The organism is Streptomyces sp. NPDC107538, assembly GCF_055657445.1.
Map to the genome: position 1 here is coordinate 1 of NZ_JBVKAY010000024.1, position 17,293 is coordinate 17,293.

The 17,293-nt window shown below is 69.8% G+C and carries 13 protein-coding genes and 3 pseudogenes; 10 read left to right on the forward strand and 6 right to left on the reverse strand.

All coding sequences use genetic code 11. From position 1 onward, the window contains the following. Window positions 1-241: 241 nt before the first annotated feature. Together abc-f and ACZ7MG_RS41840 are read right to left on the reverse strand one after the other, a co-directional pair. Complete coding sequence (abc-f, locus tag ACZ7MG_RS41835) at window positions 242-1,894, reverse strand: ribosomal protection-like ABC-F family protein (RefSeq protein ID WP_471395767.1); 1,653 nt, start codon at window positions 1,892-1,894, stop codon at window positions 242-244. A gap of 123 nt (window positions 1,895-2,017) precedes the next feature. Further along, window positions 2,018-2,996: pseudogene (locus ACZ7MG_RS41840) on the reverse strand (50S ribosomal protein L11 methyltransferase). Between the two features lie 606 nt (window positions 2,997-3,602). Here ACZ7MG_RS41840 and ACZ7MG_RS41845 point away from each other — a divergent pair. From ACZ7MG_RS41845 to ACZ7MG_RS41860, 4 genes are all read left to right on the forward strand, one after another. Continuing rightward, on the forward strand, window positions 3,603-4,841 hold the full coding sequence (locus ACZ7MG_RS41845; protein ID WP_471395768.1) for a glycosyltransferase family 2 protein: 1,239 nt from the start codon (window positions 3,603-3,605) through the stop codon (window positions 4,839-4,841). A 47-nt stretch (window positions 4,842-4,888) separates the two neighbouring features. Then, window positions 4,889-6,850, forward strand: a complete 1,962-nt coding sequence (locus tag ACZ7MG_RS41850) for a right-handed parallel beta-helix repeat-containing protein (RefSeq protein WP_471395769.1) — start codon at window positions 4,889-4,891, stop codon at window positions 6,848-6,850. 32 nt (window positions 6,851-6,882) lie between these two features. Beyond that, complete coding sequence (locus tag ACZ7MG_RS41855; RefSeq protein WP_471395770.1) at window positions 6,883-8,133, forward strand: right-handed parallel beta-helix repeat-containing protein; 1,251 nt, start codon at window positions 6,883-6,885, stop codon at window positions 8,131-8,133. Window positions 8,134-8,215: 82 nt separating this feature from the next. Then, the gene (locus ACZ7MG_RS41860; protein WP_471395771.1) at window positions 8,216-9,562 is read left to right on the forward strand and encodes a UDP-glucose dehydrogenase family protein; all 1,347 of its coding nucleotides are present in this window, start codon (window positions 8,216-8,218) and stop codon (window positions 9,560-9,562) included. 292 nt (window positions 9,563-9,854) lie between these two features. Here ACZ7MG_RS41860 and ACZ7MG_RS41865 read toward each other — a convergent pair whose 3' ends face one another. From ACZ7MG_RS41865 to ACZ7MG_RS41875, 3 genes are read right to left on the reverse strand one after another with little or no spacing between them, the layout of a single operon-like run. Then, window positions 9,855-10,616 carry a peptidoglycan recognition protein family protein gene (locus tag ACZ7MG_RS41865; protein WP_471395772.1) on the reverse strand — a complete coding sequence of 254 codons (762 nt, stop codon included), beginning with the start codon at window positions 10,614-10,616 and terminating at the stop codon, window positions 9,855-9,857. 41 nt (window positions 10,617-10,657) lie between these two features. Further along, on the reverse strand, window positions 10,658-11,152 hold the full coding sequence (locus ACZ7MG_RS41870; RefSeq protein WP_471395773.1) for a peptidoglycan-binding domain-containing protein: 495 nt from the start codon (window positions 11,150-11,152) through the stop codon (window positions 10,658-10,660). Then, on the reverse strand, window positions 11,143-11,661 hold the full coding sequence (locus ACZ7MG_RS41875; RefSeq protein ID WP_471395774.1) for a peptidoglycan-binding domain-containing protein: 519 nt from the start codon (window positions 11,659-11,661) through the stop codon (window positions 11,143-11,145). Before ACZ7MG_RS41875 ends, ACZ7MG_RS41870 begins: the two co-directional genes overlap by 10 nt. 108 nt (window positions 11,662-11,769) lie before the next feature. Between ACZ7MG_RS41875 and ACZ7MG_RS41880 the strand changes: the two genes are divergently transcribed. After that, window positions 11,770-12,768, forward strand: coding sequence for an ArsR family transcriptional regulator (locus ACZ7MG_RS41880; protein ID WP_471395775.1), 999 nt, complete (start codon window positions 11,770-11,772; stop codon window positions 12,766-12,768). On the opposite strand, the gene ACZ7MG_RS41885 is transcribed toward ACZ7MG_RS41880, so the two are convergent. After that, a complete protein-coding gene (locus ACZ7MG_RS41885; RefSeq protein WP_471946785.1) occupies window positions 12,756-12,917 on the reverse strand; it encodes a hypothetical protein in 162 nt (53 codons plus the stop codon). The two genes, ACZ7MG_RS41880 and ACZ7MG_RS41885, sit on opposite strands and share 13 nt — an antisense overlap. Here ACZ7MG_RS41885 and ACZ7MG_RS41890 point away from each other — a divergent pair. The 5 genes and pseudogenes from ACZ7MG_RS41890 to ACZ7MG_RS41910 all read left to right on the forward strand — a co-directional run. Next, a pseudogene (locus ACZ7MG_RS41890) lies at window positions 12,901-13,394 on the forward strand (dihydrofolate reductase family protein); the annotation flags it as partial. The gene ACZ7MG_RS41885 and the pseudogene ACZ7MG_RS41890 sit on opposite strands and share 17 nt — an antisense overlap. Before the next feature lie 222 nt (window positions 13,395-13,616). Continuing rightward, entirely contained in the window at window positions 13,617-14,099 is a 483-nt protein-coding gene (locus ACZ7MG_RS41895) for a transposase family protein (protein ID WP_471395823.1), read from the forward strand. Next, complete coding sequence (locus ACZ7MG_RS41900; RefSeq protein WP_471395827.1) at window positions 14,027-14,386, forward strand: hypothetical protein; 360 nt, start codon at window positions 14,027-14,029, stop codon at window positions 14,384-14,386. The genes ACZ7MG_RS41895 and ACZ7MG_RS41900 overlap by 73 nt, the downstream gene beginning before the upstream one ends. A gap of 138 nt (window positions 14,387-14,524) precedes the next feature. Then, window positions 14,525-14,680 carry a hypothetical protein gene (locus ACZ7MG_RS41905; protein ID WP_471395776.1) on the forward strand — a complete coding sequence of 52 codons (156 nt, stop codon included), beginning with the start codon at window positions 14,525-14,527 and terminating at the stop codon, window positions 14,678-14,680. A gap of 1,109 nt (window positions 14,681-15,789) precedes the next feature. After that, window positions 15,790-16,820 (forward strand): annotated as a pseudogene (locus ACZ7MG_RS41910) (IS630 family transposase); the annotation flags it as partial. Between the last annotated feature and the right edge of the window lie 473 nt (window positions 16,821-17,293).

Sequence of the window (17,293 nt, forward strand, 5' to 3'; positions counted from 1 at the left end):
GGTGGGAATGCGGGCCACGACCGGCGAGGGGGCCAGGTGGACGACGACCGAGAAGACGTCGTGGAGCACTGTGGGCTCGGCGACGGTCAGGCCGAGCCCACGCCCGGCCGCGACGGCTGCCTCGACGGCAGCCGAGGTGCGGTCGGCGCGCTGTTGTGGTGTCAGGAAGGTGGTCATGGAGCCCTCGTTTCAGTCATTGATGGATGCCAGGCGATTCGGGGCGGGGGCGGGCCGAACGGGGTCAGTGTCTGCGGCCGGCGTGCAGTTCCAACCGCTCGGCTTCGAAACGCGCTCGGAAGTCGCGGTCGTGCGAGACCGCGACCACCGCCCCCGGGTACGCCGCGAGCGCCGCCTGAAGGTCCTCGACCAGGTCGAGAGCGACGTGGTTGGTCGGCTCGTCGAGGACGAGGAGGTCCGCGGGCCGGGTCACCAGGGTCGCGATCTGCAGCCGCCGCCGCTGTCCCACGGACAGGGCGGCGACCGGGACGTGCAGATCCTGTTCGCGGAACAGGCCGAGGGACAGGAGCTGTTCGGCGTACTCGTCCGGCAGCCCGGGCCGCCCGGCGGCGAACGCGGCGAGCAGCGGCAGCCGCGTGGCGTGCGCGGGCAGTTCCTGGGCGAGGTAGCCGATCCGGGCAGGGCGGCGCACCGTGCCCGCGTCCGGACGCAGATCGCCCGCCAGGACGCGAAGCAGCGTCGACTTGCCCGCGCCGTTCTCGCCCGTGACAAGGAGACGCCCTCCGGGCTCGATCGCCAGGAGCCCGTCCAGGCGCAGCCGTTCCCCGACCCGTACGTCGTCGAGCTCGGCGAGCGTGCCCTGGGCCGGGCCGCCGATCGCCGACGGCATCGCCGTCGTGAACCGGAGCGGTACCGGCGGCTTCGCCACCGGGTCGCGCCGCAGCCGGTCCAGGCGCTCCCGCACCGAGCGCACCTGCCCGCCGAGCTTCGCCTCGCTGGAGCGGCGGTGCTTGCCGAAGCCCTGCTTCGGGTCGCGGCCGGTGGCGGCCAGCCGCCTGTCGGCGGCCTCCAGCAGCTCCTCCGCGTGGGCCACCTCCTCGACCCAGTCCGCGTACCGCTGCTCCGCTCCGCGCCGGGCGGCGGCCTTCGCGGCGCGGTAGCCGGCCCAGCCGTCGCCGTACCGGCGCACGGTGCGCTCGTCCCGGTCGACCTCGAGGATCGTGGTGGCGATGCGCTCAAGGAAGCCGCGGTCGTGGGTGACCGCGATGACAGTGCCGCGGTGTGCGCGCAGATGCTCCTCCAGACGGCGCACGGCGGCCGCGTCGAGGTGGTTCGTCGGTTCGTCCAGGAGCAGCAGTTCGGGGGCGGCGGCCAGGGCGCAGGCGAGCGCGAGGCGCGCCTGCTCGCCGCCGGACAGGGAGCCGAGCGGGCGATCCCGGGTGATCCGGGCGAGCCCGAGCCCGTGCATGGTGGCATCCACACGGGCGTCCGCCTCGTATCCGCCTCGTTCCTCGTATGCGTTCAACAGCCGGCCGTACGCGGCGAGTTCATCGTCCGACGCGTCGGCGAGGGACTCCTCTGCCGCACGGAGCCGTTGCTCCATGTCGCGCAGTTCGGCCAGGGCGACGTCGATGGCGTCCTGCACGGTGCGGTCCGCATCGAGGTCGAGGGTCTGGGCGAGGTGGCCGGTTCCGCCGGGGAAGCGGACGGTGACCTCCCCGGCGTCCGGCATCTCGGCCATGGCGAGCAGCCGCAGCAAGGTGGACTTGCCGGAGCCGTTCTCACCGATGACGGCGGCCTTCTCGCCCGGCCGGACGGTGAAGGAGACCTGGTCGAAGACGGTCCGGGTGCCATACGACTTGGTGACGGACCTGACGGACAGCTGCGCCACAGCGGGGGCGGTGGTGGGCGGGGCGGTATGAGCGCGATCGCGCATGGAACTTTCCCTGGGCATACGAAGGGTCTACGGGCAGCAGAAACGGCGGCAGGGGCCGTGCCCGGACTCAGACGAAGAAGAGGAAAGCCATGACCCCACCATAACAGAACGAGACGTCTCGCCTCATCTGTGCGGGGGACGAAGCCCGCACTCCCGGGTGGCGAGACGCCAGAGCGAAGTGACTTCCGCGGCGCGGGCGGCGTGGAGGGAATCAGCGACGTCCCTCGCTCGTGGATGCCGCGGCCGGGCGTCCCTTCTGTCCACCACGTGCAGGCCCGCCGCCTCGATGTCGGCCAGAAGTTCGCCGCGCGTCCTGAGTCCGAGGTGCTCGGCCAAGTCCGACAGGATGAGCCATCCTTCACCTCCCGGTTCGTTGCAGACGATGAGGTCCGCGCACCCTTCGGGAAACAGGCCGGGGCCCACGATGCCGATGCGCCCGGCGAGATGCAGTCGGCGGACGTTCTCGCGTGCGCAGGCCAGCGCGCGCGGGCTGACGTCGGTGGCCACGACGCGGCCGATCCCCCGGCGGGCCAGGACGGCGGCGAGCACTCCCGTCCCCGTCCCGAGGTCGAATGCGGTGCGGCTGCCCGCGCGGTGGGCCGCCGGTGCGGGGAGCGGCGCATGTGCGACGAGGTCGACGTATTCGCCTCTGACCGGGGAGAACACTCCGTAGTGCGGGTGAATGCGAGCGCCGAGGGCCGGTACCTCCACGCCCTTCGTGCGCCACTGATGCGCTCCGACCACGCCCAGCAATTCGGTGAGCGAGACGGCCATCGGCCCGGACGGCGGACCGTACGCCTCGGTGCACGCCTGGCGCACATCGGGAGCTCTGCGCAGGTCCAAGCGGTGATCCTCGTCCCGCAGAACGAGCAACCTGCCCAGCACGCGGGCACGGTGGCCGCGGGCCCTGCGGTGCAGGTGGAAGAACTCTGCCGGGCTGTCGCTCTGCCAAGGCAGTTCCTTCGCAGGCCAGACGGTGAGCGGCGTCGGCCTTCATACGGTCGTCCGCGCCGATGATCCGGCGGGGAGGCGATGTCGCGCTCTCGGAATGCCAACGGGCGGAACGGGGGGCGTTCGTCTCGGTCCAGCGGATGGTGGACACCACGCACTCCTACGGGCGTGTGCGTCAGGCAGGTAGGGCTACCGCTCCCGCGTCGCAGCGCGAGAGGAGGAGTCGCCGAGAACCATGCCGAGCCGAAAACCGTACGCACGGGTCATCGACCGCACCCCCGCCGCCGGCCTCCGGGGTGGTGACAGGGTTCACTGACACACGTACAGGCATGTGATGTGCACCACACAGGCTTTGCACTCGCGAACACTGCGGACCCGTGACCGAGAGAGGGGCGAAGGGGGTACCGGAGTTCACCTGCGGTATGGGCAAATCCCGCAGTACAGAGCCTATATGACGGGACGTCAGGGAGGCGGCCAGGACCTCCGTCCGCGCGATGCGACGACGGGTCGTTCACCGAGGGGGACTCTCGCCGAGCGAACATCCCATGGGTGAACAAGGTGAATTTTGTGTTTCTCATGTGTCGAGAGGGATCGCTTCGGCCCTAGATTTCGCTCTGTAGTTCGCGAACAGCGCACATTTCGCCCATGCGTGTGGGCAAGGCTCCGGGGTGGGGGTTCTGGGTTCGTGTCGAGCTTCTTCGACGATCTCTGGTCATGGATAGTCCTGGCTACCGCCGAGACGTCATGGCGGGAATTGATGCCGCTGGGTATCGCCGGTGCCTTCGTCTGGGGCCTGTGGCTCTATCGGGCGGTGCTCTCCCGGTTCGCCCATCCCGTGGTGAACGACTACCGGACCACGGTGTCCGTGGTGGTCCCGGCCTACCGGGAGGACGCGGACATCCTGCTGGACTGCCTGGACACCTGGCTGGAACAGGATCCGGCCGAGATCATCATCGTCCCGGACGTGGCGGACACCGAAGTCCTGCGCAGGCTGGCGCAGGTGCAGGATCCCCGGGTCCGGGTGCTGGCGTTCGAGCACCGCGGGAAGCGGTCGGCGCTGGGCGTGGGCATCCGGGCCGCGACGAGCGAGCTCGTGGTGCTGGTGGACTCGGATACCCGGTGGGAGCCGGGGCTGCTGGCCGCCGTCCAGATGCCCTTCGTCGATCCCGAGGTCGGCGGTGTCGGCACCCAGCAGAACGTCTACCAGCGCCGGACCAGCGTGTGGCGGCGTATCGCCGACTGGCTGGTCAACCTCCGCTACTACGACTACGTCCCGGCGATGGGCCGGGCCGGCGCCGTGGCCTGTCTGTCCGGCCGGACGGCGGCCTATCGGCGGGCCGCGATCGAGCCCGTGCTGGAGAACCTGGAGAACGAGTTCTTCCTGGGCCGGCGCTGCGTCGCCGGTGACGACGGACGGCTGACCTGGCTGGTGCTGGCCTCCGGCTACAAGACCGTGCACCAGTCGTCCGCGCGGGCCATATCGATGTTCCCCTCGTCCTTCCGCGCCTTCGTCAAGCAGCGGGTGCGCTGGAGCAGGAACTCCTACCGCTGCTATCTCACCGCCCTGTACAAGGGCTGGCTCTGGCGGGTCCCGCTGGTCACCAAGATCACCGTGCTGCAGATCCTGCTGACGCCGGTGACCATGGGCATGGCGCTGGGGTATCTGCTCTTCAGCCGCCTGGAGTTGACCGGTCGGGGCGCGGTCCTCGTACTGATCTGGCTGATCGTGGGACGCGGTATCCGCGGCTACTCGCATCTGCGCAGACATCCGCAGGAGGTGTTGCTGCTGCCGCTGCTGGCCCTCGTCGTCATCATGATCTCGTTGCCGATCAAGCTGTTCGCCTTCCTCACCATGAACAGGCAGGGCTGGCTGACCCGCACCAGCGACAGCATCGGCGGAGAGGGACAGAACTCGGCGTCCCTCAACGGCGGTGCGACCAACGGCGGTGCGCCCCGGACCGCGACGGCCGCGTGGCCGGAGGTGCAGCAGTCATGAAGCGTCTTTCCTCTCCCTCCGCTCTTCACCGTCTGTCCGCTCTGCGGATGCCTCCGTTCGCACCACGGGTGCTTCGGGCCGCTGTCGTGCTGCCTCTCGCCGCCGGTCTGCTCCTCGCCTCCGCCGGCGCCGCCCCGGCAGCCGACAGCGACGACAAGCCGAAGGTCAACGCCACCGACGCGGAGAACGAGACCGCGCTCGTGGCCGCCGAGGACCACCGGCTGGACCAGGTCCGCGCGGTCGCCGCCGTCGCCCCCTTGAAGGGCGGCGAGTGGAAGGCGCCGTACCGGCTGGACACCGGGGACGGTTACACGCTGGTGCTCACCGAGCGCAGTAACGCCTACACCGTCTCGGATCTGCTCGAACTGGCCCCGCAGACCTTCGTCCGCAAACCGGACGGCTCCTATCTGCTGACCGAGAACATCTATCTCAACGCCGGTGCCAAGCTGAAGCTGTCCAACCCCGGTGGCCTGACGCTGAAGATGGCCAGCAGCAACCGGGGCTTCGTCAGCATCGTCTCGTTCGGCGGCCGGCTGACTCTGGAGGGCACCGCGCAGGCGCCTCTGAAGATCACCAGCTGGGACAACAAGAAGAACAAGCCGGACAAGGACGTGCGGGACGGCCGGGCCTATATCCGGGCCATCGGCGGCCAGTTCGCCATGAGCTACGCCAAGGTCGGCGATCTCGGGTTCTGGAGCGGCCGGACGGGCGGTCTGAGCCTCACCGGAACCGACCGCCCCGACACCGGCAACATCGACGACACGACCGTCGCCCCGGGTACGAAGGGCGGCAGCGGCGGCGTGGTGGCCCAGCCCTCCGGTTCGCTGGCCACGCCGGACACCCGGTTCTCGGTGCCCAGCCTTTCCTACGTCTCCGCCGAGATCGGGCACTCCACCCTCACCGGCAACGCCTTCGGTCTGTTCCTGTCCGGCGCCAACGGCGTCAGCATCAGCGACAGCACGGTGCAGAAGAGCCTCGAACACGGCCTGGTCCTGCACCGGTTCGTCACCAACGCCGTGGTCGAGCGGACCGTGTCCAAGGAAAACGGCGGCGACGGGTTCGTGCTGGCCCGCGCCACCGAGCAGGTCCGCGTCAGCGGCTCCACCGCCGAGGGCAACGGCGGCAACGGCTTCACCCTCAGCGGCCGACCGCTCGCCAGCGGCCCCTCCGCGTCGGGCGAGTCCGTCAGCAGCTACGGCTCCAACTCCGTGTCCGACAGCACCGCCAGGGACAACGGGCACTACGGCATCGAGATCTTCGGCGGCAAGGACGTCGGCGTCCAGAACAACCGCGTCGAGGGCGGCGACATGGGGATCGTGGCCCGCAAGGACGCCACCAAGGTCGCCATCACCGGCAACCGGCTCGTCGGCCAGTCACGGCAGGGCATCTCGGTACGCGACGGAGTGACCGCCGCGACGATCACCGGCAACATCGTCGAAGGCACCGAGACCGGCATCTACATCCGGGACTCGGTCGGTGAGATCCGCGGCAACACGATCCAGGACGGCACCAACCACGGGATCACCCTCGTCGGCGGCGTCGAGGAGTCGGTCATCACGTACAACGTCATCTCCGGCGTCGGCCCGAGCGCCGTGGACACCACCCGGGCGCACGGTGACATCGCCGTCAAGCAGAACCAGACGTTCGCCTGGCACGACACCAGTTCCTTCTGGACCAAGTTCCGGCACTACGCCAGCCCGATGACGCTGCTGTGGACCTTCATCCTGCTGCTCATCCTGTTCTCCGCCGTCCTGGGCCGACGCCGCCGCAGCCACCAACGCGACGGACGACGCCCGGGCGGGCACCCGTACGAGGACAAGCGGCCGGTGACCGACAGCGCGTCCGTCGTCGAGGTCACCGCCCCCCGTACCTCCGGGCACGACTGGTTCTCGCCCTCCAGAGACGACAGGGACGACAGAAACGACAAGGCTGACAGGGATGACAGGGACGACCAGGACACCACCGCACTGCGCGCCCTGACCTCCCAGTCCGTCCGCCAGCCCCGATGACGACGCCGTCCGCCGATCCGGAGCCGCCACCCATGTCCGAGCCCGATGCCCAGCCCACCTCCGAGCCCACTTCCGAGCCCGCCTCCGAGCCTGCTGACGCGCCGACCACCTCCTCCCCCGCACCGTCTCCGAACGGGAACGGTCCCTCCCGGCAGCCGGCCGTCTGGCTGGCGGCGGGCGCGTTCGTGATCGCCCTGACGGCACTCGCCGTGGCGGTGGCGGACCGCGGCGACGCGGGTCCGGAGGTGACGGCCGGGGCCACCACGGCCGGGCCCAGGCTGCCCGAGGCGTCAGCGGCCGAGGAGGAGCCGTCGGTCGAGCCGACCCGGTCGGACGTCGAGGCGACTCCGACCGCGCGGGCGTCCAGCGGTTCGGTCCCGTCCTCCGCCGTCGACTGCCCGAAGGCCTCCGCCGAGGTGAGCGACACCGCCGAGCTGGAACAGGCCCTCGCCCAGGCGCGGCCCGGGGACAGCATCTCGCTGGCCAACGGCACCTACGTCGGCAACTTCACCGCCGAGGCCTCCGGCACCACTGAGAAGCCGATCTTCCTGTGCGGCGGTTCCGGAGCGGTCATCGACGGCGGCGACACCGACGACGGCTACGCCTTCCACCTGGACCGCGTCAGCAACTGGCGGCTGGTGGGCTTCACCGTCCGCAACGCGCAGAAGGGGGTGATGGCGGACGGCACGGTGGGCAGCGTCATCCAGGGCCTCACCGTCGAACAGATCGGCGACGAGGCCATCCACCTGCGGAACTTCAGCTCGGACAACATGGTCCGCGACAACACGATCCGCACCACCGGGCTGCGCCGCGAGAAGTACGGCGAGGGCATCTACATCGGCACCGCCGAATCCAACTGGTGCACCGTGAGCGACTGCAAGACCGACGCCAGCGACCGCAACGTGCTGCTCGGCAACCACATCAGCGACACCACCGCCGAGTCCATCGACATCAAGGAAGGCACCAGCGACGGCAAGGTCATCGACAACACCTTCGACGGCTCGAAGCTGAGCGGCTCCCACAACAACGACTCCTGGGTCGACGTGAAGGGCAACGGCTGGCTGCTGGAGGGCAACACCGGGAGCAACTCGACGGAGGACGGCTTCCAGACCCACAAGATCGTCAACGGCTGGGGCACCCGAAACATCTTCAAGGGCAACACCGCGAACGTGGACGGTCCCGGCTACGGCTTCCACCTCACGTCGGACGGCAACACCGTCACCTGCGACAACAAGGCGAAGGACGCGGGCGAGGGCCTCGCCAACGTCGACTGCACCTCCTGACCACCCCCGCCCTCGTCGCCACCGCGGGCCACCGCCGGCCCCGCGGCACCGAGCTGCCCGCGCACACCCTACGGAGACCACGATGACCGCTTCGGACGACACCGGCAGAACCTCACCCCGCCTCACCGTCATCGGCACCGGCTACCTGGGCGCCACCCACGCCATCTGCATGGCCGTCCTCGGCTTCGACGTCCTGGGCGTGGACGTCGACCCGGCCAAGGTCGAGCGGCTGAACTCGGGTGAGGTGCCCTTCTTCGAGCCCGGTCTGCCCGAGCTGCTCGCGAAGGCACTCGACAGCGGCCGGCTGCGGTTCACGACGAGTTTCGCCGAGGCCGGGGAGTTCGGTGACGTCCACTTCGTCTGCGTGGGCACGCCTCAGCTGCCGGACTCGTACGGGGCGGACCTGCGCTACGTCGACAGCGCGGTGGGCGAACTGGCCCAGCATCTGCGCAGACGCACCCTGGTGGTCGGCAAGTCCACGGTCCCGGTGGGCACCGCCGCCCGGCTGACGGACATCGTCCACCGGACGGCGCCGGCCGGAGCGGACGTCGAACTCGCCTGGAACCCGGAGTTCCTGCGCGAGGGCTACGCCGTGGACGACACGCTGCGGCCCGACCGGCTGGTCTTCGGCGTCGCGTCGGAGTGGGCCGAGGACCAACTGCGCGCCGCCTTCGCCCCGGTGATCGCCCAGGGCACCCCGGTGGTCGTCACCGATCTGCCCACCGCCGAACTCGTCAAGGCCGCCGCCAACTCCTTCCTCGCCACCAAGATCTCCTACATCAACGCCATGGCGGAGGTCTGCGAGGCCACCGGCGCCGATGTCACCGCGCTCGCCGAGGCGTTGGCGTACGACGACCGGATCGGCGGCCGGTTCCTCAAGCCCGGCCTCGGCTTCGGCGGCGGCTGCCTGCCCAAGGACATCCGCGCCTTCAGCCACCGCGCCGAGGAACTCGGCGTCGGCCAGGCAGTCTCCTTCCTGCGCGAGGTCGACGCCATCAACCAGCGGCGCCGCGCCCGCACGGTGGACCTGGTCCGCGAACTGGCCGGCGGCGAGCTGGCCGGTGCCCGGGTGACCGCGCTGGGGGCCGCGTTCAAGCCCAACTCCGACGACATCCGCGACGCCCCCGCCCTGGACGTGGCCCGCACCCTGCACCAGGCCGGCGCCCAGGTCACCGTCATCGACCCCGCCGCCGTCGACAACGCCCGCCGCGCCTACCCGGACCTGCACTACGGCACCGACGTGCTCACCGCCGCCGCCGGAGCCGACGTCGTCGTACTCCTCACCGAATGGGCCGAGTTCCGCGAGATCGACCCCCACGCCCTGGGCGCGGTCGTCTCCCAGCGGCGCATCGTCGACGGCCGCCACGCCCTCGACCCCGCACAGTGGCGCGCCGCCGGATGGGACTACCGGGCACTGGGCCGACCCTGACCGCCTGCCCGGACGAAGAAGAGACTGAAGGCGTCGTTTCTCTATGATGACCCCGGCGGCGCAAGGGGGCATCCTCGCCCTCGTGCGCGAAGTACCGGCCGCTGTCGACCCCGTCCCCGGTTCCCACGCCCAGCAGGGACTACGACGGTGGCGTTGACCCGCCGGTGGGATGCACTTCTGCCGGTGCGGTGAACTTCTGCCGAGTCTCTCGGCGACACCTGCTGCACTACGGGCTCTGCGGTAGTCCGGTGCGTCGATGAAGTCTTTGCCGGTGCCGTTACTTGACGATGCGTCAACCGGTGATCAGGTCGGCGACTTCCTCACGGATGGCCGGCATGGCGGTGAACAGCGTGCCCGGGCAGGTGGTGTCCGCCCAATGGCGGTGGCCGCCGATGGCCGGCGCCGGCCGGCTGACCCCGCTGACGGGATTGCGGTACACCACCTTGCCCAAGGGGGCGATCGAGTGCCGCACGGCGAGGTCGGCCAGGAGCTGGACCAGCGCACTGCGCGCGGCGGGCGACGCGGGCGTGTCGATCAGCGTGCCCAGCAGAACTACGCCGATGTTCCCGGTGTTGTACCCCAGGATGTGCGCCCCGGTGACGAGCCGTCCCGCGGCATCATGCGCGACCGTACCGTCGGTTCCGGACCAACGCCCCTCGTACACCCGGCCGTTGTCGTCGATCAGGTAGTTGTAGCCGATGTCGCCATAGCCGTCGACCTGCACATCGGTGCGGTAGAGCGAGCGGATCCACGCGGCCGGATCCGGGTTGTAGATGTTGTCGCCGGTGTGGTGAACGCTGATCGTCTGGACGGGGTAGTACTGCGGCGGCCAGATTTCGGTGCCGTCGGCGGCGAAACGCAGCCTCTCGTCCGCGCCCCACTGTGCACGGGTCAGCAGTGGGTAGGCGGCGGACGTGGCAGCCGCCGCAGCGGGCGGACGGGGCACCGCGCTGAGCGCGGCGGCGGCTCCGAGGGCTCCGAGGAGCACACGTCGGGACAACGGCGGGGCCGTCCGTCCCGTGCTCCGGGAGCCGTGGAAGTCCGAGGAGGTCATGGTGTGGTCTTCCTGTCGGGTGGATCCGCGGGACGCGGCTGTCACGAGAGGGCGCAGGCGGGCTTGGGGGTGTAGAGGGCGGACCATGTGCTGGGGCCGACGACGCCGTCCGCACCGCCCGTGGTGGCGTTGCAGGTCTGCACCCAGTGCACGCCCTCCAGCGTCTTCGGGCCGTAACCTCCGTCCTCCTCAAGCCAGTTGGAGTACTTGCTGTAGTAGTTGATGAGGCACTGCACCTGGCGGACCGCGTCCCCCGCGGCCCCGGGGCTGACCGTGGGGCGAGCGGAGTCGTCGATGTGGTTGCAGTTGGTCTCGGCCGCCGCGGCGCTCGCCGTGGGGGCGCCGGTCAGCAGCCCTCCGGCGGCCAGTACGGCGGTGCCGACGGCGAGGGCCGAGCGGTGGGTACAGGTACGGGTACGGGTGCGCACGGTGTCTTCTCCCAGGTAGGTGGCGGCCATGGCGCCGGGCAGGGCGACAGGCCCCGACGGCCACGATCCGGTGGCGGCCGGGGCCCGTCGGTCGGAGGTCAGGGGCACCCGTTGGTGCTGGTGTAGCTGAAGTAGACCGTGCTGCCGCCGCCGTCGGCATACCACCGGCCGGAACTCGTCCGGTGCATGTTGTAAAGGTTCAGATCGCTTCCGTCGTACCGGATTTCGGACCCGACCCAGTAGAGGTTGTTGTCCGCCCTGCCGAACGTCAGCGGGCCGACGATCCCGTCAGCACCGAGGCCGCGGTCGCGCTGCCATCTGATCGTCGCCGCCTTCGTGTTGGGCCCGAAGTAGCAGTCGGCGCTGCCTCCCGGCAGATAGCCGTCAGCTATCAGGACGGACTGCCACAGGCCCACCACGATGTTGTGCGAGTTGCTCGTGGTGGAGAGCGGCCCTTCGTCCCCCCAGTCGTCCGTCACCACCCCGGAGCCGTATATGCCGCCCTGGGACACACTCGCCTGCGCCGACGGCGCCAGCCCCACTCCCGCCAGCATGACCGCCGCGGCGGTGACCGCGCCGCGTCGTGCCCACGTACCGAACACGGATAAACCGCTCACTGGTTCCTCCCCTGTCGAAGTTACTGAGGTGGACCTTGTCATGTACCGCGCAGCGTCGACATACTTTTACGACCGAGCGTAAATGAGCAGCTCAACAAGGGGAGTTGCATGCTCCGTATCCATTTCTCGGACGCCGATCTCGCGCGCGTACGGGTGGCGGCCAGACCGGATCCGCTCTGGGAGATCTTCTTCAGCCTGCTCCGTTTCCAGATCCGCCGAGGCCGGTGGTCGTACGCCGACTGGCACCGCACCGCTCGCGCGGCCGTGCACAGGAAAGGCCTCGCACCCGCTGTCCGCGACGTGCTGTTACCCCTCTATCCGCGCGGCGCCTATTTCCCGGATTTCCTCACGCCCGGCGAAGCGTCCGAAGGCCTGGACGCCGGCTTGGACGCGATCCTCGCCGTCCCCCGGCCGCGGATCCTGCGTGAACTCAGCATCCTGGACCGGGTGAGCGGTGCTCCTGCCTGGTCCCAGGGTCTGGCCGACCAGAGAGGGCGCAAGGAATTCGTCCGGACGGTCCGGACCTACTACGACGTCGCGATCCTTCCGCACAGCGATCACATACAGGCACACGTCGACGCCGACCGCTCCGTCCGCGCCCGAGCCCTGCTCGACGGCGGCACCGACGGGCTCCTGGCCGGGCTGGGGCCGTACATGCGCTGGCGGTATCCCGTGCTGGAGGTCGACTACGCCGAGGACCGCGACCTGTATCTGCGGGGACGCGGCCTCACGCTCGTGCCCTCGTACTTCTGCTGGGGCGGCCCGGTGTCGCTGGCCGACTCCGGTCTCCCACCCGTCCTCGCCTATCCGTTGCGCCACGAAGCCCCCCGCAGCGACACCGACGCCGCCGATGCCCAGGAGCCACGGGCACCGCTCTCCGCGCTCCTCGGCACGACACGCGCCGTCATACTCCGGGCGGCCACGGTCGGCGCGACGACCGGCGAACTCGCTCGCGCCGCGTGCGTCTCCGCGGCAGCCGCCAGCCGCCACACCACCGTCCTGCGCGACGCGGGGCTGCTCATCAGCCACCGCCAGGGCCAGACCGTTCTGCACACCCTGACACCCACGGGCGCCGCACTGCTGCGATCAGCCGTTCACCCCGGGTAGTGCTTGAGGCTCCGCGACCACAGCAGTGGCGAGAGCCCGGCCGGGAAGTACGCCACGAAGGCCAGCGGCAGCCCGAACGTCAGCAGCCAGGGCAAGCGCTGATTTGGGGCGCCCCGGAGGAGAGGTGGGCCCGTGGGCAACGTGGTCATGTGCAGCTCGGTGTCGGTGGACGGCTTCATCGTGGACGAGAACGACGAGCCGGGACCGCTGTTCGACTGGTTGTCCCGCGGTGACGTCCCGTTGGACGAAAGCGGCGAGCTGAAGGTGTCGCAGGGGCCCTACGACTACCGACTACACCCGGCCGTACTGGGACCGGATCGGAGTCACGATCGTCGGCCGCCACGTCTTCGACCTGACGGACGGCTGGGACGGGAAGCCTCCGGGCGGGATCCGGGATCGACCACGTGGTCGTCGTGTCGCACCGGCCGAGGCCGGAAGGCTGGGACCCCGAGGCGCCGTTCCGCTTCGTCGACCGCGTCGAGGCAGCCGTGGCCAAGGCGCAGGAGCTCGCGGGTGACCGCGTGGTCGAGGTCGCCGGTGATGTCGGTGGTCAGGTGCTGGCCGCGGGCCTGATCGACGAGGTGCACATGGACGTCGTACCCGTCGTGTTCGGGTCCGGCAAGCGCTGCGCCGTTGACCGACGACGCGGGCAACCTCGCCCTGTGCGCCCACACCTCGCCACCAACCACCTCCGCGTCGGTGTCGGCCTCGAAGACGCCGTCGAACGCCTCCCCACCGGTTGGTAGGACACCGCTGACCCGAGCGAACCAAACCGGGCGTACCTGGTCGCACGAGTCTTGCCGACACCTCGACGCCGAACCGGACCACAGGGCGTGGGGCATGGCTCGGTGTCCTGCGGCGCCACTGCGAGGACATCGACTCCGCCTTCCCGGATCCGGAACCGCAGCAGTTCACCTCCCTCGCCGAGGTGCTGGGGCGGATACCCGATCCCCGCCGGGTCCGGGGCCGCCGCTACCGCTTGGGCCCTGCTCCCGCTGTGCCTGGTCGCCGTCCTCGGCGGAGCTACGTCCCTGGCCGCCATCGCCCGCTTCGCCGCCGATACCGACTACGACCTGCGCGAACAACTCGGACTGCCCTCCCATACGCCGAACGCATCCACACTGGGACGGCTCCTGGCCCATCTGAACGACGACGTGCTCGACGACGCCGCGGGCGCCTGGCTCGCCCGGTACGCCACGGACCCGGCCGACGACCCCGGCGACACGCTGGCACGGTCTGGCCGTCGTTCGGCAAGACCGTGCGCGGATCCCGCACCGACGGCGCAGCCGTCCACCCGCTCGCCGCCGCGCTGCACGCCTGCCCGACCGTGATCGCCCAGCGTCAGATCGCCGCGAAGAGCAACGAAATCCCTGCCTTCGCCCCGCTGCTGGGCCGGATCGACCTGCGCGGTGTCATCGTCACCGCCGATGCGATGCGACACCTGCCGTGGCGCCAGATCCCCCTGCAGACCCGCGCCATCAGAGCCGCGCACGGCCGCCGCGAGGTCCGCCGCCTGAAGGTCTGCACCGTCCGTCCCGCTCTGCTCTTCCCGCACGGCGTCCAAGCGATGGAGATCGAGCGCCGCCGCCCAACCGGAAGACCGGCAAGGTCGAGATGAAGACCGTCTACACGGTCACCAGCCTCCCGCCCTGAACAGGCCAGCCCGGCGCAACTCGCCGAACTCATCAAGAATCACTGGTCAGTTGAGGCCCTGCACCACGTCGGAGACGGGACCTTCGGCGAGGACGCCTCGCGCATGCGCACCGGCACCGCACCCCGCGCCATGGCCACCCTGCGCAATCTCGCCATCGGACTCATGCGCCAAGCGGGCTGGACCAACATCGCCGCCACAGCCGATCACTACCGGTCACACCCCCTGCACGCGACAGCCATGCTCCGACTCACAGCCTGAGAACACATCGCCCCTGGCTCGGGGAAGGCCACGGGTGGGGCGAAACGGCCACCCCGGCGTGCAGGGTTGAGCGCAGAGGTGATGGACGGAGATCGGATGCGGCGTCCTGGACGTCATCGGACCATGGGTGCTGGCATGATGATGCTCATGACCACGTACCGAAAGGCCGATGCCGCGTAGACGGCCCGGCGCGCTGCGCGCTGAACAGTCTCCTCGTGTCGCATGGAGCTTGCCTCCCCTCCGCATCCACGGTCTCTCTGCCCGGACCAGCGTCGCGGTAGATCGAGTTGAGAGATTCTCGGGTGACTCTACGTCTATCCCGGTGCCACCGACCGCGCGCTGCGACGGTATCGAGCGTTTCTGCAAGCACCGGGACGGCGGCCGCTCTATCCGCAGGGTTCGCAGTGTTCGTGCCGCGGTTGTTCCTTCGATGACGTGCGGCACGCCCGCGACGTGCTTGATGAGGTCTTGCAGCAGTTGCCTACCCGGCCCCGCACCGAGTTGGGACAGCGAGTCCGTGTGTTGGACGCCAGGTATCTGGCGCGCACCTTGCCGGATCCGTTCGCCACTCATCGGCAATGGCGTTCTGACCTCTGGTGGCGTCGACGTCTGGCCGGCGGCCGGGAGGCTGGGTGAGGAGTCCGGCCCCGGCAGCGATGTGGCGCTGAAATGATCACCGCGTGGCTGGTGTGATCACGGCGTCGCAGCCGTCCTAATTCCTTGGCAACGGGCCATGGGAACCGGGGTTAGCCACCAGTCCGTTCGAGCGCCAGGGACCGATGCCCTTCGCTCATCCCGGTTTCCACAGTGCAGGTAGGTGGCAGCCTCGCGGGCACCGAACGTACGCCTGGAGCCGTCTGGGCACTCGATCCCTTTATCCAGAGCGGCGGCGCTCGGTGTCTTCGAGGCTGCCACCTACCTGCACTGGCCGCTTGATCACTCGTTGTGTTGGTGGTGCGAGCCCGCCGCACGGTGACCTCCTGATACTCCAGAGCCGTCAGAGCTCCCGAGGAGGCCGGGGCCCGTGGGGTGCGCTGGTGCCACGAACGGCTACTGAGGGTTTCGGCCTAGGGTGACGGTGATCATGCTGGTGGGTGTATGCCGGTGTTATGCGGTATCCCGATGGGGGTGGCCTGACCGCGACGCAGCGGGCCCGGCGGGAGCAAGTGCGGTTTGAGGCTGCCGAGTTATTTGCGCAAGGGGTGACGCCGCCGCAGGTTGCGCGACGGTTGCGGGTGTCACGGAAGTCCGCCTATGCCTGGCATGCCCGCTGGCGGGAGGACGGCGTTGAAGGGCTGCGGTCCAAGGGGCCGTCCGGGCGTCCGTCACGGATGAAGCCCGAGTGGCGGGACTGGCTGGCGGCGGAGCTGGAGAAGGGGCCGGCCGCGCACGGCTGGACGGAGGACCAGCGCTGGACGCCGGCCCGGGTGGCCACCGTGATCGCCCGGCGGTTCCACATGCGCTTCAGCACGGCCCAGACCTGGCGCGTCCTGCGTCAGATGGGCTGGACGGTGCAGGTGCCGGTGCGGCGGGCTGCCGAACGCGACGAAGAGGCCGTGGCCACGTGGTTGAAGGAGACGTGGCCGCGGGTGGAAAGACGGTGAGGGACCAGGACGCCTGGCTGTGCTTCGCGGATGAGGCAGGGCAGCTGTTGCGGCCGCCGAAGGCGTGCACCTGGTCCCGGCGCGGACGTCCGCCTCTGGTCGAAGTCCGTGCAGCCGGCTCGGGCCGCATCTCGCTGGCCGGCCTGGTCTGCCGCAAGGCCGGCCAGCGCACCCGGCTGGTCTTCCGGATGTTGGTCCACCATGGCCGCAAGGGCGAGAAGAAGGGGTTTCGGGAGAAGGACTTCGCCGCGTTGCTGGACGCCGCCCACCAGCAGCTCGGTGGCAACATCGTGCTGGTCCGGGACAACTACAGCCACCATGTCGACGCCGCCATGCGTGAGCTGATCGGGAAGCGGCCCTGGCTGACGGTCTTCCGCTTCCCCACCTACAGCCCCGACCTGAACCCGGCCGAGGGTGAGTGGGCTCACCTGAAGAAGAGCCTGGGCAACCTTGCGCCATGCAGTATCGATGACATGGCCGCGCTGATCCGTACCCGCCTCAAACGGATGCACTACCGGCCCGGCCTGCTCGATGGGAGCGCGGGCGTTGCCGTTGTCGTGGCAGAACGTGGCGGAGCAGCTGGCCCGCTGCGCGATCGCCCGAACGCTGCGCCGCTTTCGTTCGCGGCGGAGTTGGGCGATGGCTGTCTTCATCTGGTCGACCTTTTGCTCGGTCAGCTTGGGCCGTGGGTTCGAAGACGTCGTGGAGGAAGTCGGCCGTCGCGTCGTCCGGGGTGCGTTCGGCCAGTGAGTGCCACTGTTCGCGTTGACGGTGCCGATACAGGAGATCGGCACCGCAGCACGAATTTGTCGCGGGTGCGGCAGTTCAGGTTCCAGGGACACACGTCGCCGTTGACGACAGGCCGGAACGTGTAGAAGCCCCCGTAGGCCGGGGTGGAAGTGCGGGCGAGGTCGATCGCCAACCCTGTGGCTTCCTCGGTGTCATCGGTCGGCCCGGCGACAGGAGCAGACCGGGTTCTCTGGGTCCGGGACCGGCCACCCAGACGGTT

Excerpts from the sequence above, each read along its gene's own strand:
- ACZ7MG_RS41845 (WP_471395768.1), top strand. The coding sequence starts at position 3,603 with ATGCCGCTGGGTATCGCCGGTGCCTTCGTCTGGGGCCTGTGGCTCTAT.
- ACZ7MG_RS41860 (WP_471395771.1), top strand. The coding sequence starts at position 8,216 with ATGACCGCTTCGGACGACACCGGCAGAACCTCACCCCGCCTCACCGTC.
- abc-f (WP_471395767.1), bottom strand. The coding sequence starts at position 1,894 with ATGCGCGATCGCGCTCATACCGCCCCGCCCACCACCGCCCCCGCTGTG.
- ACZ7MG_RS41880 (WP_471395775.1), top strand. The coding sequence starts at position 11,770 with ATGCTCCGTATCCATTTCTCGGACGCCGATCTCGCGCGCGTACGGGTG.
- ACZ7MG_RS41885 (WP_471946785.1), bottom strand. The coding sequence starts at position 12,917 with ATGACCACGTTGCCCACGGGCCCACCTCTCCTCCGGGGCGCCCCAAAT.
- ACZ7MG_RS41905 (WP_471395776.1), top strand. The coding sequence starts at position 14,525 with ATGCGCACCGGCACCGCACCCCGCGCCATGGCCACCCTGCGCAATCTC.
- ACZ7MG_RS41865 (WP_471395772.1), bottom strand. The coding sequence starts at position 10,616 with ATGACCTCCTCGGACTTCCACGGCTCCCGGAGCACGGGACGGACGGCC.
- ACZ7MG_RS41855 (WP_471395770.1), top strand. The coding sequence starts at position 6,883 with ATGTCCGAGCCCGATGCCCAGCCCACCTCCGAGCCCACTTCCGAGCCC.
- ACZ7MG_RS41850 (WP_471395769.1), top strand. The coding sequence starts at position 4,889 with ATGCCTCCGTTCGCACCACGGGTGCTTCGGGCCGCTGTCGTGCTGCCT.